Genomic DNA, 14,275 nt, shown 5'->3' with positions numbered 1-14,275 from the left:
CCTGCTCCCAGAGGAATGCCTGATGATCGGTGAAGAGTATCCAGGCGGCGACGCTGCGTCGCAAGACCCCGGCGATCTGCGCTCCCAAGGTGTTCTCTCCGCCTACGCCGTCAGCCCCACGGGGCGGGTGCAGCGCCTCGACCGCCCTTTCGAGGCCAAGGCTCCGACCGGCGGCTATCTCTGGCTTCATCTGAGCCTCGATGAGACCACCGAGGCCAATTGCGAGCGCCTGGGGCTTGCCCCCGTGGTCACGAACTCTCTCATCGCCACCGAGACACGGCCCCGCACGCGGCACCTGAAGAAAGGCAGCATCCTCATCCTGCGCGGCGTCAACCTCAACGAGGGCGCCCGCCCCGAGGACATGCTGTCGCTGCGCTGCTGGATCGAGCCGGGACTTCTCGTCACCGTGCGCAAGAAGCAGAGCCTCGCCGTCAACACGATCAGGCAGGAGTACGACCGCGGCGAGGGCTTCAAGCGCACCGCCCCCCTTCTGATGGAGATCGTCAGCCGCTTGATCGACCTCATCGACCCGGTTGTCGACGGCCTGGCCGACAGTTTGGACGCTTGCGAGCAGGACGCCCAGCGCCTCGGCGCCAACGACCAGCTCCGCGACACGGTCTCCGCCATGCGCCACGATGCCACGATCTACCGGCGCTACCTCGCGCCCATGCGGGACGCGGTGACGAGGCTCGGCATCAAGGAGGACAGCGTCTTCTCCTCCGACGATCTCATCGAGCTGCAGGAGGAGGCGGACCGCCTGGTCCGGGTGGTGGAGGAGCTCGACATCACCATCGAGCGCGCCCAGGTGATCGTCGATCAGATGGCCGCCATCCGGTCCGAGCGCATGAACCGCAACATGATGCTGCTCTCCGTGGTCTCGGCGGTGTTTCTTCCCCTTGGCTTTCTCACCGGTCTACTTGGAATCAATGTCGGCGGCCTTCCAGGGCAAGAGGACCCGCGGGCCTTCGCCTTCGTGGTGCTTCTGTGCCTAGGGATCGGCGGCACGGCGGGGGTCTTCTTCAAGGCCAGGGACTGGATCTGAGCTCGCTCCTTTAGCCTATGCTACAGCACCGGGCACAACCCCTTATCCTATGATAGAAGCACCGTTTCTCTATTGTGTTTTCTTTGCCAGGCTTGGCCCCTTCCCCCTCGACCTGCGCCAGATTGTCGCTAGAAAACCGCCATGTTCGACGACCGTGTAGGCGCCCCTCCCGAGTTCCTCCTCAAGACCATGTTCGCCCATACGCGCATGGCCATGATCGCGACCGACCCCCACCTGCCCGACAACCCCATCGTCTATGCCAACGAGGCCTTCTGCAAGCTGACCGGCTACCCCATGGAGGAGGTCCTGGGACGCAACTGCCGCTTCCTCCAGGGCGAGGGCACCGACCGCGCGGTCGTGGAGCAGATGAGGCAGACCCTCAGCTCCGAGGAGTTCGGCTATTTCGAGCTGCTCAACTACCGCCGCGACGGCACCCCCTTCTGGAACGCGCTGCATATCAGCCCGGTCTATGACGAGGCGGGCAAACTGACCCACTTCTTCGGCTCCCAATGGGACGTGACCGACCAGCATGAAGCGGTGGAGGCGCTGGAGGGCAAAACCCGCCTCTCCAACGAGCGCATGCAGCAGGCCATCGACCGGGCGCGGGACCTCGAAATCGCTGTCGATCAGGCCAAGGACAGTATTTCGATCACCGAGTACGCTCCCCTGGGTGAGCCCGGCCCCAAGATCACCTTCGTCAACAGGGGCTTCGAGCGCATGACCGGCTACAGCGCCGAGGAGGCCGAGGGCATGACCCCCCGCGTCCTTCAGGGGGAGCGGACGGACCGGGCGGTGCTCGACGATCTGCGTACGAAGCTCGAGGCTGGTCAGGGCGCTGAGTATATCCGTACGGTCAACTACAGGAAGGACGGCACACCCTTCTGGATCGAGTGGTCTGTGTCGCCCATTCACAACAAGGACGGCACGCCCCGCTCCTGGCTGGCCGTGCAGCGCGACGTCACCGAACAGGTGGAGGCCGAAGAGGAGCGTCAGCGGCTGGTCGCCGAGCTCGACCACCGCGTGAAGAACATCTTCGCCACCATGATGGTCATCGTCCGAAGCGCCGATGCCGGCGACGACACTGGCGACGCCCTGAGATCCCGTCTTCTCTATCAGCTCCAAGCCCTCAACGCGGCCCACACCCTGGTCTTCCAGGAGCCCGACCGCGAAGCGCCCTTCGTCGATATCGTCGAAGCGGTCATCGGCCCCTTCGACCCCGAAGGCGAGCTGGTCGCCCGCCGCGGCAAGGGCGGGCGGTTCAGCGGGCGCCAGGCGGTGAACGCCGCCATCATCCTCTACGAGCTGGCCCTGATGTCCTCCGAGAACGGAGCGCTTTCTCAAGGAAGGGGCGTGAAGCTGTCCTGGCAGGAGGAGGGAGAGGAGCTCCGCGTGGTCTGGGACGAGGACGCCCCCTTGAGAAGCGAGGGCCGCTTCGGCTTCAGCCTAGTCAAGACCTTCGTGCGCGGATCGAGCTGGAAGGAGGCCGGTATCGACGAGCGCGAGGACGGCTTCACGATCAGGATGTCGCTGCGCGAAGGCCGGTAGGGTATCTCCTCCCCCTACTAGGGAGAGGAGAGGCGGCACGCTTCGCGAACCGCCCTACAGGTCAGGCATCGTCCATCTTGAGCGCCTTGATGAAGGCCTCCTGAGGAATCTCCACCCGGCCGAACTGGCGCATCTTCTTCTTACCGGCCTTCTGCTTCTCTAGAAGCTTCCGCTTACGGGTCGCGTCGCCGCCGTAGCATTTGGCGGTCACGTCTTTCCTCATGGCACCGATGGTCTCGCGGGCGATGACCCTGCCGCCAAGCGCCGCCTGGATCGGAATCTTGAAGAGGTGGCGGGGGATGAGGTCCTTGAGTTTCTCGCACATGGCCCGCCCGCGGGCCTCCGCTTTCGAACGGTGGACCACCACGGCCAAGGCATCGACGGGCTCCTCGTTGACGAGAATCTGCATACGGACCAGCTCGCCGCCGCGATACTCGATGATCTGATAGTCGAAGCTGGCATAGCCCTTGGTGATCGACTTCAGCCGGTCGTAGAAATCGAACACCACCTCGTTGAGCGGCAGCTCGTAGACTACCATTGCGCGGCTGCCCGCATAGGTTAGGTCTTTCTGAATACCGCGCCGGTCCTCGCAGAGCTTGAGAACGCCGCCCAGATAGTCGTCAGGCACGAGGATCGTCGCCTTGATCCAGGGCTCTTCGAGATGGTCGATATGCACCGGGTCCGGCATGTCGGCGGGGTTGTGCAGCTCCTCCATCTCTCCGTCGGTCTTGTACATGTGGTAGACCACAGAGGGCGCCGTAGTGATGAGGTCGATGTTGAACTCACGTTCCAGACGCTCACGGACGATCTCGAGGTGCAGGAGCCCGAGGAAGCCGCAGCGGAAGCCGAAACCGAGCGCGGCGGAAGTCTCCATCTCGTACTCGAAGCTGGCATCGTTGAGCCTGAGCTTGGCGATGGCGTCGCGGAGATCCTCGAAATCGTTCGAGTCCACGGGGAAGAGGCCGCAGAAGACAACCGGCTGGTTCGGCTTGAAGCCCGGCAGCGCCTGGGCGGCGGGCTTCTTGTCGTCGGTGATCGTGTCGCCGACGGCCGTGTCCGCCACCTCCTTGATCGAGGCGGTGAAGTAGCCGATCTCGCCGGGACCGAGTTCGTCCACCTCGACCTTCTTGGGCGTGAAGACCCCCACCTGGTCGAGCTGGTAGGTGGCCTTCGCCTTCATCATGCGGATCTTCTGGTTCTTCTTCATCTTACCGTCGATGATCCGCACCAGGACCACAACGCCCAAGTAGAGGTCGTACCAGCTATCCACCAGCATCGCCTTGAGCGGCGCGTCGGGGTCGCCCTTGGGCGAGGGCAGGCGGTTCACGATGGCTTCGAGCACGTCGGGCACGCCGAGGCCGGTCTTGGCGGAGATCTCCACCGCATCCGTCGCGTCGAGGCCGATCACCTCCTCGATCTGCTCCTTCACCCGGTCAGGCTCTGCGGCGGGAAGGTCGATCTTGTTCAGAACCGGGACGATCTCGTGGTCCACCTCGATCGCCTGGTAGACATTGGCGAGGGTCTGCGCCTCGACGCCCTGGGAGGCGTCCACCACGAGAAGCGAGCCTTCAACGGCCGCGAGGCTCCTGTTCACCTCATAGGCGAAGTCGACATGGCCGGGCGTGTCGATCAGGTTCAAGATATACTCGTTCCCGTCCTTGGCCGTGTAGTTGAGCCGAACCGTCTGGGCCTTGATGGTGATGCCGCGCTCGCGCTCTAGCTCCATATTGTCGAGCACCTGCTCCTGCATCTCGCGGTCGGTGAGCCCGCCGGTCGTTTGGATGAGGCGGTCGGCCAGGGTCGATTTGCCGTGGTCGATATGCGCCACGATGGAGAAGTTTCTGATACGCGAAAGGTCGGTCATCCGCTCGCCATAGGGCCACAGGGCGGGGCCGTCCATGCGGTATGAGCGCCTCGGCGCGTCACTGTTCCTTAACAAAGACTTGCCGGGGTCGCCTGAACGGGCAATGCTGCGGGCTTCTTCAGGAGGGCACCACCATGAAAACCGTCTCGAGGCTGCTGGGCGCGGCCGCATCTCTTCTCGCTCTGGCAGGGGCGGCCCATGCAGAAGTGGGCGCCAACGAGGTCAAGCAGATGATGGCCGCCAAAGGCCTTCGCCTCGGCGGCGAGCAGACGGCGGAGGGCGGCAAGATCCGCATGTTCCTCGGCGTCGAGACCTCCGGCTGGCCCCATGTGGTGTCCCTCCTCGATGTGGAGATCGACGGCACGCCGGACGCCGTGGTGATGATGTCCTTCGTGCCGGGCGCCGGCGGGGTGCCGCTGCAGCTCCTCAACCAGATCAACGAGGCGGCGCTGACCAAAGCCTTCACCGTCAAGGACGCGGCGGGGCTGTCGCTCACCACCGTCACCATTGGCGGGGCGGATCAGGCGACCCTCAACAGGGCCTTCGACTTCTACTATCAGGAGTTCGGCGGCTACCGTCAGGCCATGGTGGCCATCGCCCAGAGCGGCGGGCGGGGTCAGGGGGTCTCGGTGTCCAACGATACGAGCCTTCCGCTGGTCGACCGGATCGACGCCGGGATGAGCCGTATCGAGGTGACCGCGCGGGACGACGAGCTGACCAAGAAGCTCAACGTCAATGGTGGCCACACCACGCTGGGCGCCTATGAGATCACCGATCACGACCTGGCGCTGGAGCTGGCGATGGAAGCATCTAAGAAGTTCCTGGGTCAGTAGCCCGAGAGGTCAGAGACGAGAAAGCCCGGCTCGTTCGAGCCGGGCTTTTTGCTGCGCACCGAAGATGTGTCAGTCCCGGTTCATCACCGCGATGAGCAAGAGCCCACCCGCCTGGGCCACATGGCCGACGAAGAGGTTCAAGGTCGCCGTCATCTCGGCAGCCGGCATGTTCCAGAACGGCGCCACCCAGAAGCCGATGGCGACAACGGCGACGGCGACGAGGGCCGCGATGATCCGGTGCCCCGGCAGGCCTAGGATGACGATGAGGCCGAGCAGCACCTGCACGCCCAGGATCACCGGATAGCCCGCGGCGAGCTGCGGGTAGGTATCCGCAAAAGCCGACGCGGCCGCGCTGTAGTCGAGCCCCGCCATCACGGCGGTGATGAGAAACGGCGAGACGATCAGCGCCCGCGCCAGAATGATGAGAATACTGCCCATGATATGTCCTGCCTCCCAGACCAGAGGCGACGCTAACAGAAGAATGACGGCAGGTTAATAGCTTTCTCGATTCCGTGAGGAACACGTCAAGTACGCTTGTCCTCCAGCATGATCGAGCCCTTCTTCTGGATCTGGTGGCTCACCTTCTCCGCCATCCCGGCGAGGAGATTCGGCAGCACCACGGTGATCCTGACATGCTGGGGGAAGAGCTCGATCGTGCCGGTGACGCTCTGCATCATGGCGCGGGCACCGAAGTGAAGGGTGTCCCGCTCCCAGCGCTTGTCCACCTTCAGCGCGATCTTGCCAGCCAGACCATCGGTCAGCTCAGCCAGGTTCGCGTCGATCTTGCGGCGCAGCTCTTCGGGGCTCTTGTCGTGGTCGAGGGTGACCGTCACGGGTTTTGCCATGGACGGTAGATAGGCGCTTCCTGCGCAGTTGCGAGAGCGTAGGTCAGGCCAGCCAAGCGAAGATTTGCGCATGACGCCACAAAGCGAAGCAGCACCGAAACCCGCTCGCCAGGGCTTGGCGGCGGCTGCGTGGTGGTGGAGGCTGGAGCGGGCCTTGGTCCTCGCTTCAGTAGTAGGTATGTGCGGGGACGTCCCGCCCGCTCCCGGCACTGTTACGAGAGGCCGGTCGGGGGGCGGGGCTCTGGGTCCGCCGCAGGCCGATCAGCGCTTCAAGCTCTCGCTGCTTGGTACTGGCGGAAGGCGTCCCACCTTGCCGGGACCGCTCCCTCCTCCCCGCAAGCCATACGGGGGCACCTTGCAGAGCACCGCCTCCCCGCCTACCCGAGCTACCGGTCAGCCCCACCATGCGGGGAGAAGCGAGGGGGAAGGTACGATAGGATGAGGGGGCGGGGATAAGTGGCTACAGCCGCGGCCCCCTCCGCCCTTCGGGCACCTCCCCCACTCGCGTAGCGGAGGGAAGCAGAACCGGCGCCGCTCGCTTCTTCGCTCCCCCTCTCCGAGGGGGAGCTGCCCACAGGCTGAGGGGGAGGAAGCAGCAGCGCCCCACGTCTCGTCTGCTTGCAAACGGTACAAACGCATTAGGTGAGTTGAAGGCGGATCGCCGCGGCGGCCAGGAAAGGGCACACCGCAACGGCGACGAGGCTGTGGGCGGCAAGGATGAGAAAGGGCAGAAGCCCCGCTTCCCCGGCCTGGGGTCCGAAGACGAGGGCAGGCACGATCAGCGGGAGGGCGCAGAAGACAAGAAGCGGCCCGCCGCGGCGCTGCCCGCTCGCCAGCGCGCTCACCACGCCGGAGGTCAGAACGAGACCTGGGCTCGCCAGAAGAAAGGCGAGCGCCCCGATCGGCGCCGCGCCGTAAGCCAGCAACAGCACGGGCACGGCGACGAGTAGCGGCCCCGCAAGGAACGCCCAGGCGGCCCCCAGCTTGATCAGCATGACTTCGGACAGGGCGAGCGGCGAGAGGATAAGCCGCTCGAAGACCCCGCCGCGGAGGTCGTCCTCGAACAGGCCCTCGAGGCCGAGAAACATCGACAGCCCCAGAAGAAGCCACAAAGCGCCGGGCGCCGCCTCCCGCAGAAGGGCCGGCTCGCCTCCGAGCGCCAAGGGCGCCATCAGCCCGGTAGCCAGGAACACGCCGCAGGACACCGCCCATCCCCCCTGGCGGGCACGCAGGCGAAGCTCCCGGATGAGAAGCGCCTTCCTCCTCATGCGGCCGCCTCCACCCGCAGGGTCCTGGCGCCGCTGATGATGACCTCTTCATGCAGTGCCAGAAGCACGATGCCGCCCCGCTCGCGCTGGTTCTCGATCAGGGCGAGGACCACGGCGCGGCCCTCCGTGTCGAGGCCGGAGAACGGCTCGTCGAGGAGCCACAGCGCGCGAGGACCCAGAAGAAGCCGCAGGAAAGAGAGCCGCCGCCGCTGCCCGGTGGAGAGCTCCGCCACCCGCAGCTCGGCGGCGCGGTCCAGCGCCAGCATCTCCAACGCCTCCGCAGGGTCGCGGCCCTCCATGGCCGCTTCGAAGCCCGCCGTCTCGCGCACGGTCAGGCGCGGGTTCAGCCCTCCCTCGGGGGAGACGTAGTGGGTCTCGAAGCTGCGGATGAAGGCCGGGTCGAGGGGCTGCACCCCCCGCTTGAACACCACCTGCCCCTCATAGGAGGCAAGTTCCGCCACCGCCCGCAAAATCGACGTCTTCCCCGACCCGTTGCCCCCCCGCAGCAGCACGATATCGCCGGGCGCAGCCGTGAGCGACACCCCGCCCACCACAGGCCTTCCAGCCCGTTCCACGGTCACATCCGTCAGGTGCAGCGACATCTCGAAGGCCATAGACGGTGAATGCGCCAAGCCGGGGGGAGGGGGCAAGCGTGAAGAGGCTTGGTGCGGAATGCCTGCCTACTTCCCCCCGCGTCCTTCACGAGCTCTTGCCTGGCGACCAAAAGCCAGGCCCCTTTGTTCCCTGCCGCGTTGCAACAGCGGGTCATCAGGCGCATAAGCCGCCCGAGATTTCGTTCGTATACTTGCGAAGCGTTCGCAACAAGGAGACGCCATGCAGCCCGGTCATGACAGCCTGAAAACCAAGACCTCCCTCTCCGCCGGCGGGAAGAACTACGCCATCTACTCGCTGAAGAAGGCCGAGGAGCGCCTAGGCGACCTCTCCAAGCTGCCGGTGTCGCTGAAATACCTCCTCGAGAACATGCTGCGCTTCGAGGATGGCCGCTCGGTCACCACCGACATGATCGACGCCTTCGGCACCTGGCTGAAGAACGGCGGCAAGAACCCGATCGAGATCGCCTACCGCCCCGCCCGCGTCCTGATGCAGGACTTCACCGGCGTGCCCGCCGTGGTGGACCTCGCCGCCATGCGCGACGCCATGAAGACCCTCGGCGGCGACCCCCAGAAGATCAACCCGCTGGTCCCCGTCGACCTCGTCATCGACCACTCGGTCATGGTGGACTATTTCGGCTCCGAAGAGGCCTTCGAGAAGAACGTCGAGCGCGAGTACGACCGCAACAAGGAGCGCTACCAGTTCCTCAAATGGGGTCAGAGCGCGTTCGAGAACTTCCGCGTCGTGCCGCCGGGCACCGGCATCTGCCACCAGGTGAACCTTGAGTATCTCGGCCAGACCACCTGGACTGCCGATTATGAAGGCGAGACCTATGCCTATCCTGACACGCTGGTGGGTACGGACAGCCACACCACCATGGTCAACGGCCTCTCCATCCTCGGCTGGGGTGTCGGCGGCATCGAGGCAGAGGCCGGCATGCTCGGCCAGCCCGTCAGCATGCTGATTCCCGAAGTCATCGGCTTAAAGCTGACCGGCAAGCTGCCCGAAGGCGCCACCGCTACGGACCTCGTTCTCACCTGCACCAAGATGCTGCGCGACAAGGGCGTGGTCGGCAAGTTCGTCGAGTTCTTCGGCCCCGGCGTCGGCAACCTCTCCCTCGAAGATAGAGCCACTCTCGGCAACATGTCGCCTGAGTTCGGCTCCACCTGCGCCTTCTTCCCCGTCGATGACGAGACCCTCCGCTATCTGAGGGCCACGGGCCGGGAAGAAAGCCGCATCGAGCTCGTCGAAGCTTATGCCAAGGAGCAGGGCCTCTGGCGGGAGGAAGGCCATGAACCTCACTTCACGGACACCCTCGAGCTCGACCTCTCCACGGTCGTCCCCGCCATCTCCGGTCCCAAGCGGCCCCAGGACAAGATCGTGCTTTCCGAGGCCTCGGCACAGTTCAGGAAGGACGTCGAGAACATCAAGGGCGGCCCCATCGAGAAGACCAAGCGCGCCGACGATGTGGAGGAGGCTGAGTTCATCGCCGAGGGCGCCAACGGCATCGAGGACATTGTCCACTACGACGTGGGCGGAGCGGAGTACGGCGTCCATGACGGCTCGATCGTCATCGCGGCCATTACGTCGTGCACGAACACCTCGAACCCGGCGATCCTGATGGCCGCAGGCCTCGTCGCTCGCAAGGCCCGCGCCAAGGGCCTAAAGGTCAAGCCCTGGGTAAAGACCTCGCTCGCGCCTGGCTCGCAGGTGGTCACGGACTATCTTGAGCGCGCGGGCGTGCAGGACGATCTCGACGCCCTCGGCTTCAACCTGGTCGGCTATGGCTGCACCACCTGCATCGGCAACTCCGGCCCGCTGCCCGAGCCGATCTCGAAGACCATCAACGACAACAACCTGGTGGCCTGCTCGGTGCTCTCGGGCAACCGCAACTTCGAGGGCCGCATTTCGCCTGACGTGCGCGCCAACTATCTGGCCTCGCCGCCCCTCGTCGTCGCCTACGCGCTGGCGGGCTCCATGCATGTGGACCTGACCAAAGATCCTCTCGGCAAGGACGATCAAGGCAACGACGTCTTCCTCAAGGACATCTGGCCCACGAGCCAGGAGATCGCCGAGCTCGTCCGCGAGAACGTGACCTCGCAGATGTTCGCCGAGCGCTACGGTGAGGTCTTCAAGGGCGACGAACGTTGGCAGGCGATCGACGTCTCCGGCGGCGACACCTATAGCTGGCCGTCCAGCACCTATGTGCAGAACCCGCCCTATTTCGAGGGCATGGACAGCCGTCCCGCCGACCCCGAGCCCATCGAGAACGCCCGCATCCTCGCGCTTCTCGGCGACAGCGTGACCACGGACCATATCTCTCCGGCGGGCGCCATCAAGGAGGACAGCCCGGCCGGCACTTACCTGCAAGAGCACCAGGTGCCCGAGCGGGAATTCAACTCCTACGGCTCGCGCCGCGGCAACCACGAGGTCATGATGCGCGGCACCTTCGCCAATATCCGCATCAAGAACCACATGGTGCCCAACACCGAGGGCGGCATCACCAAGTATGATGGCGAGACCATGCCGATCTACGACGCCGCCATGAAGCACCGCGCCAACGGTACGCCGCTGGTCGTCTTCGGCGGTGAGCTCTACGGCAACGGCTCGTCGCGCGACTGGGCGGCCAAGGGTACGGTGCTCCTCGGCGTCAAGGCTGTGATCTTCGAGAGCGTCGAGCGCATCCACCGCTCGAACCTCATCGGCATGGGCGTCCTACCGCTCCAGTTCAAAGACGGCGACAGCTGGGAGAGCCTCGGCCTCTCCGGCGACGAGCAGATCTCCGTGCACGGCGTGGAGAACCTCGAGCCGCAGCAGGAGCTGAAAGTGACGATCTCCTACGGCGACGGTCAGTCCAAGGACATCACCGTCCTGGCACGGATCGACACCCAGGACGAGCTCGACTACTACCGCAATGGCGGCATCCTGCACTACGTGCTGAGGAAGCTCGCGGCGTAGTTCGCATTCTGATCAAAAAAGGAAGGGCGGTCTCTCGGGGTCGCCCTTCCTTTTACCACCGCCCCCGTCATCCCGGAAAGCGCATCGCGCTTATCCGGGACCCATGGCCTACGGTTGATCAGAAAAACGGCTGTTGTTCAGCGTGCACCGTTCGGTCCATGGGTCCCGGATCAGCTTCGCTGTCCGGGATGACGGCAGTTGGTTGTCACGGCCCGTAGGGCGGCTCGCGCAGCGTGCCGCCTCGAAAAGGCAGACCGACACTCCTTGCTACAGGTTCCTGCTAAAGACCGGACACAGAAGAAAGCCCGCTCGGCACTGCCGAGCGGGCTTCTTTCGTCAGGTGACCTTGAGGCGTTCTCAGCCCTGGCGTTTGCGCCGCAGGGCGCCGAACCCGGCCGCCCCCGCCAGGAACAGGGGAAGGGCGCCCGGCACCGGCACCTCGCTGTCGATGTCGGAGAGCAGCTCGTAGCTGAAGCTCTTCAGCTTGAAGTAGTCGTACTCGCAGCCGGCGAAGAGGCGGCACTCCTGGTCGGCGCCGATGACGAAGGCCGTGCCGAGCTCGCTGAGGAGCGCGGGGTTGTTGGCGCCGATGTTCTGGTCGTTGATGACCCGGTCGAGCGAGCCGTTGCCGTCATCCACCAGAAGGTCGAAGTCGGAATTGCTGCCGAAATAGCCGAACTCGATCGATGTCAGGCGGATCGCCACGTCGACACCGTTCTCTTGCGCGCTGATGACGATGGCCTCGTTGGTGCCCTTGCCGTCCACCGTGTGCCAGTCATTGGGCTGGTTGATGCCGAGACCCTGGCTGTACTGCGTCAGCCCGCCGGTGGGCGAAGTCTCCCAGTTCCAGGAGCCGAGGCTGAACCACCAGTGCGCCGCCTCGACGGAGATCTCGACCCCGTCCTCGGTGGCGACCACGGTCTTGCCCGAGCTGTTGATGGTAAGGTTCGGATCGGTCAGATCGACCATCGCCGCGCCGGCCTGCCCGGCGAGAAGCGCGGCAAGCGAGGCCGCCGCGGTGAGAAAACGGTGCATGATATCCCCCATGGTTTCCCGTTTCCTAAGATCACGCATGCGTGAACAACAGTAAAGCTGTATGTGCGGACGCGAAAACACGCTCCGGTTGCATCGCGGCGAAAGTTCTGAAGGGGGCCGGGCCGTAGTAAGGCGGCTCGGGCAGCGTGCCGCCGTCCCTCGGTCTGCGCATGGGGCACGAGGCTGCTGAGTTTTGTACCGCGGATGGCTGCGCAATCCGCCCTACGGAAGCAGAACGAGGGCGCCCCCCGCCCATGGAAGCAACGCACCCCCGTCATCCCGGAACCCGAAGGGTATCCGGGACCCATGGCCTATGGTAGTCACCGGAACAATGGGAGCGCGGTTTACACACTCCAGTCCATGGGTCCCGGCTCAGCTTCGCTGTGCGGGATGACGGAGGGAGCAAGGCCCAGCCCGTAGGGCGGCTTCCCTCCCCCTCTCAGGGGGAGCAACTGTGTTTATAGCGCGTAGTTTCGGTTGTCTCTGATGATGGCTTTGAGGCGTTCGAGGAGGCGTCTTGCGGTGGCGATGATGGTTGTTTTGAAGGGTTTGCCTTGTTCTTCGAGGCGCATTCGGAAGGCTTTGAGTTCTGGATCGCATCGGGAGGCGGAGAAGGCGGCCTGGTAGAGGGCTTTTCGCACGGTGGCTCGACCGCCCCAGACCCTTCGGCGTCCTCTTCGCTGGCCTGAATAGCAAGGGTGGGGCTTCGTAGCCGGTCTGCCGAAAGGCAGAACAATCGGTCCGGGGGATCGATTGTAGGCGAAGAAGGCCACGGCAGTGGGGACCTGCGAGGCTGGCGATCTTGCGGCGGCAGGTGGTGCCCAGTTCGGGCAGGTAGGCGAGAAGGACCGAGGCGGTGACCGGTCCGACGCCTGGGGCGGAACGCAGAAGGTGCGCACGTTGGATGAGCGCATCGTTCTCTTCGATCGCTTGAGCGATGACGGTGTTCATCTTGCCGATGCGCCGGTCCAGCACCTCGATCATGGCCTTGATATCGGCCTTCACGCCAGGATGGCCGGCCTGGGCCAGCCGGTTCTTCTCGGCAGTCCGCATCGCCACCAGATCGTCCCTTCTGGCGACCAGTTCGGACAGGCGGCGGCAAGCGGAATCGGCAGCCTTGTCAGGCTGAAGGCCGAGGGCCTGCCCCATCAAAGCCAGAACACCAGCGTCAACCTTGTCGGTCTTGCAAAGCCTTCCTGCGGCTCTGGCAAACTCCCTGACCTTGCGAGGATTGACCCTGGCATAGGCCACCTCCGCCCTCTCCAGGGCCATGGTCAGGGGGCGCTCATAACCGCCTGAGGCTTCGAGCACGACCAAAGCATCTTGAGGCAGCGAGGAGGCGAAGCCGGTAAGCCCTGCGGTCGGCACACGCCGCCAGCCGCAGCGGTCATCGGTCACGTCGATCCAGTCCTTGGCGACATCGACGCCGATATAAAGATAAGGCATATAAAGGATCCTGGCCTTGTCTGCGGGGCACGGACCGTTGCAACCGGTCGCCCCCTGGCAACTGTTCAGGGTTCACTTCGGGCGGACTAGCCCTCAGCTCCCAAACGGGACCAAACCCCCAAGGTGCCCACAGGGCGGAGGGCGCCATCGGCGTTTGCAAAGGGGACAAACGTCTTACCTAACCCTCACCGCACGCAGCGCTTTCATGCGCCAGCCGAATGCCCTTATATGGAGCTTCGTTCTTACCGACAGGGGACCCACATGCGCCTTCTCGCCGCCGCTGCCGCCCTTTCCGCTTCCGCGTTCGCCACTGCCGCCGCCGAGCCGCAGCAGGTGGCGACCTATTCCGACTGGATGGTCTTCACCTTCGACACCGATGGCGGGGACCGCATCTGCTACGCCGTGACCGAGCCCCAGGACGTCTCGCCGACCTCGGCGAATCACGGCGACGTCTTCTTCTCCGTCGCATCGTGGCGCTCGGGCAGCGCCAGCAACCAGCCGAGCTTCATGGCCGGCTACCAGCTTCAGGACAGTTCCGAGCCCATGGTCAGGATCGGCTCCGACCGCTGGGAGATGTTCTCGGACGAGCGCGAGGCCTTCATCGAGGCCCCCCGCCAGGAGCAGCGTCTGATCGACGCCATGCGCCGGGGCCGCGAAATGCGGGTCTCCGCCACCTCCGCCCGCTCGACGGCGACCAACTACACCTTCTCGCTGATCGGCATCTCCAAGGCGTTGGAACGCGTCGAAGAGGCCTGCAGCTAGACGCTGAAAAGGGTACGTTTCCGATCACTGCAATCCAACGTTGCAGCAAATTTAACGGCTTAGTA

At 64.7% G+C, this 14,275-nt stretch carries 12 protein-coding genes and 1 pseudogene; 5 read left to right on the top strand and 8 right to left on the bottom strand.

Translation table 11 applies throughout. The features are described from left to right. Positions 1-22: 22 nt before the first annotated feature. Together NOG11_RS10325 and NOG11_RS10315 are read left to right on the top strand one after the other, a co-directional pair. The gene (locus NOG11_RS10325) at positions 23-1,042 is read left to right on the top strand and encodes a zinc transporter ZntB (RefSeq protein WP_256619676.1); all 1,020 of its coding nucleotides are present in this window, start codon (positions 23-25) and stop codon (positions 1,040-1,042) included. Positions 1,043-1,183: 141 nt separating this feature from the next. Then, positions 1,184-2,587, top strand: coding sequence for a PAS domain S-box protein (locus NOG11_RS10315; protein ID WP_305889036.1), 1,404 nt, complete (start codon positions 1,184-1,186; stop codon positions 2,585-2,587). Positions 2,588-2,648: 61 nt separating this feature from the next. Here NOG11_RS10315 and lepA read toward each other — a convergent pair whose 3' ends face one another. Continuing rightward, positions 2,649-4,487, bottom strand: a complete 1,839-nt coding sequence (gene lepA / locus NOG11_RS10310; RefSeq protein WP_370468264.1) for a translation elongation factor 4 — start codon at positions 4,485-4,487, stop codon at positions 2,649-2,651. 98 nt (positions 4,488-4,585) lie between these two features. On the opposite strand from lepA, the gene NOG11_RS10305 reads away from it, so the two are divergent. Then, entirely contained in the window at positions 4,586-5,284 is a 699-nt protein-coding gene (locus NOG11_RS10305; RefSeq protein WP_256619675.1) for a hypothetical protein, read from the top strand. Positions 5,285-5,353: 69 nt separating this feature from the next. Here the strand turns inward: NOG11_RS10305 and NOG11_RS10300 are convergent, their stop codons facing one another. The 4 genes from NOG11_RS10300 to ccmA form a co-directional block, all read right to left on the bottom strand. Beyond that, positions 5,354-5,722 (bottom strand): hypothetical protein, encoded by a 369-nt coding sequence (locus NOG11_RS10300; protein ID WP_256619674.1) that lies wholly within the window; start codon positions 5,720-5,722, stop codon positions 5,354-5,356. An 86-nt stretch (positions 5,723-5,808) separates the two neighbouring features. Next, on the bottom strand, positions 5,809-6,129 hold the full coding sequence (locus tag NOG11_RS10295; protein WP_256619673.1) for a polyhydroxyalkanoic acid system family protein: 321 nt from the start codon (positions 6,127-6,129) through the stop codon (positions 5,809-5,811). Positions 6,130-6,767: 638 nt separating this feature from the next. After that, a complete protein-coding gene (locus tag NOG11_RS10290; protein ID WP_256619672.1) occupies positions 6,768-7,397 on the bottom strand; it encodes a heme exporter protein CcmB in 630 nt (209 codons plus the stop codon). After that, positions 7,394-7,999: a heme ABC exporter ATP-binding protein CcmA gene (gene ccmA / locus NOG11_RS10285; RefSeq protein ID WP_256619671.1), complete on the bottom strand. Its 606-nt coding sequence runs from the start codon at positions 7,997-7,999 to the stop codon at positions 7,394-7,396. The genes NOG11_RS10290 and ccmA overlap by 4 nt, the downstream gene beginning before the upstream one ends. A 232-nt stretch (positions 8,000-8,231) precedes the next feature. On the opposite strand from ccmA, the gene acnA reads away from it, so the two are divergent. Continuing rightward, positions 8,232-10,967: an aconitate hydratase AcnA gene (gene acnA, locus NOG11_RS10280; RefSeq protein WP_256619670.1), complete on the top strand. Its 2,736-nt coding sequence runs from the start codon at positions 8,232-8,234 to the stop codon at positions 10,965-10,967. A gap of 357 nt (positions 10,968-11,324) precedes the next feature. On the opposite strand, the gene NOG11_RS10275 is transcribed toward acnA, so the two are convergent. From NOG11_RS10275 to NOG11_RS15185, 3 genes and pseudogenes are all read right to left on the bottom strand, one after another. Next, on the bottom strand, positions 11,325-12,002 hold the full coding sequence (locus NOG11_RS10275; protein WP_256619669.1) for a VPLPA-CTERM sorting domain-containing protein: 678 nt from the start codon (positions 12,000-12,002) through the stop codon (positions 11,325-11,327). Positions 12,003-12,460: 458 nt separating this feature from the next. Next, the gene (locus NOG11_RS10270; RefSeq protein WP_256619750.1) at positions 12,461-12,916 is read right to left on the bottom strand and encodes a transposase; all 456 of its coding nucleotides are present in this window, start codon (positions 12,914-12,916) and stop codon (positions 12,461-12,463) included. A gap of 166 nt (positions 12,917-13,082) precedes the next feature. Continuing rightward, a pseudogene (locus NOG11_RS15185) lies at positions 13,083-13,448 on the bottom strand (IS110 family transposase); the annotation flags it as partial. A 261-nt stretch (positions 13,449-13,709) separates the two neighbouring features. Here NOG11_RS15185 and NOG11_RS10260 point away from each other — a divergent pair. Beyond that, entirely contained in the window at positions 13,710-14,210 is a 501-nt protein-coding gene (locus NOG11_RS10260) for an invasion associated locus B family protein (protein WP_256619668.1), read from the top strand. The last annotated feature ends 65 nt before the right edge of the window (positions 14,211-14,275 follow it).

It is taken from the genome of Parvularcula maris, assembly GCF_024505085.1.
GTDB classification, from domain to species: Bacteria; Pseudomonadota; Alphaproteobacteria; order Caulobacterales; family Parvularculaceae; genus Parvularcula; species Parvularcula maris.
Note: the sequence above shows the minus strand (reverse complement) of the source record. Positions and strands in the feature narration are given on the sequence as shown.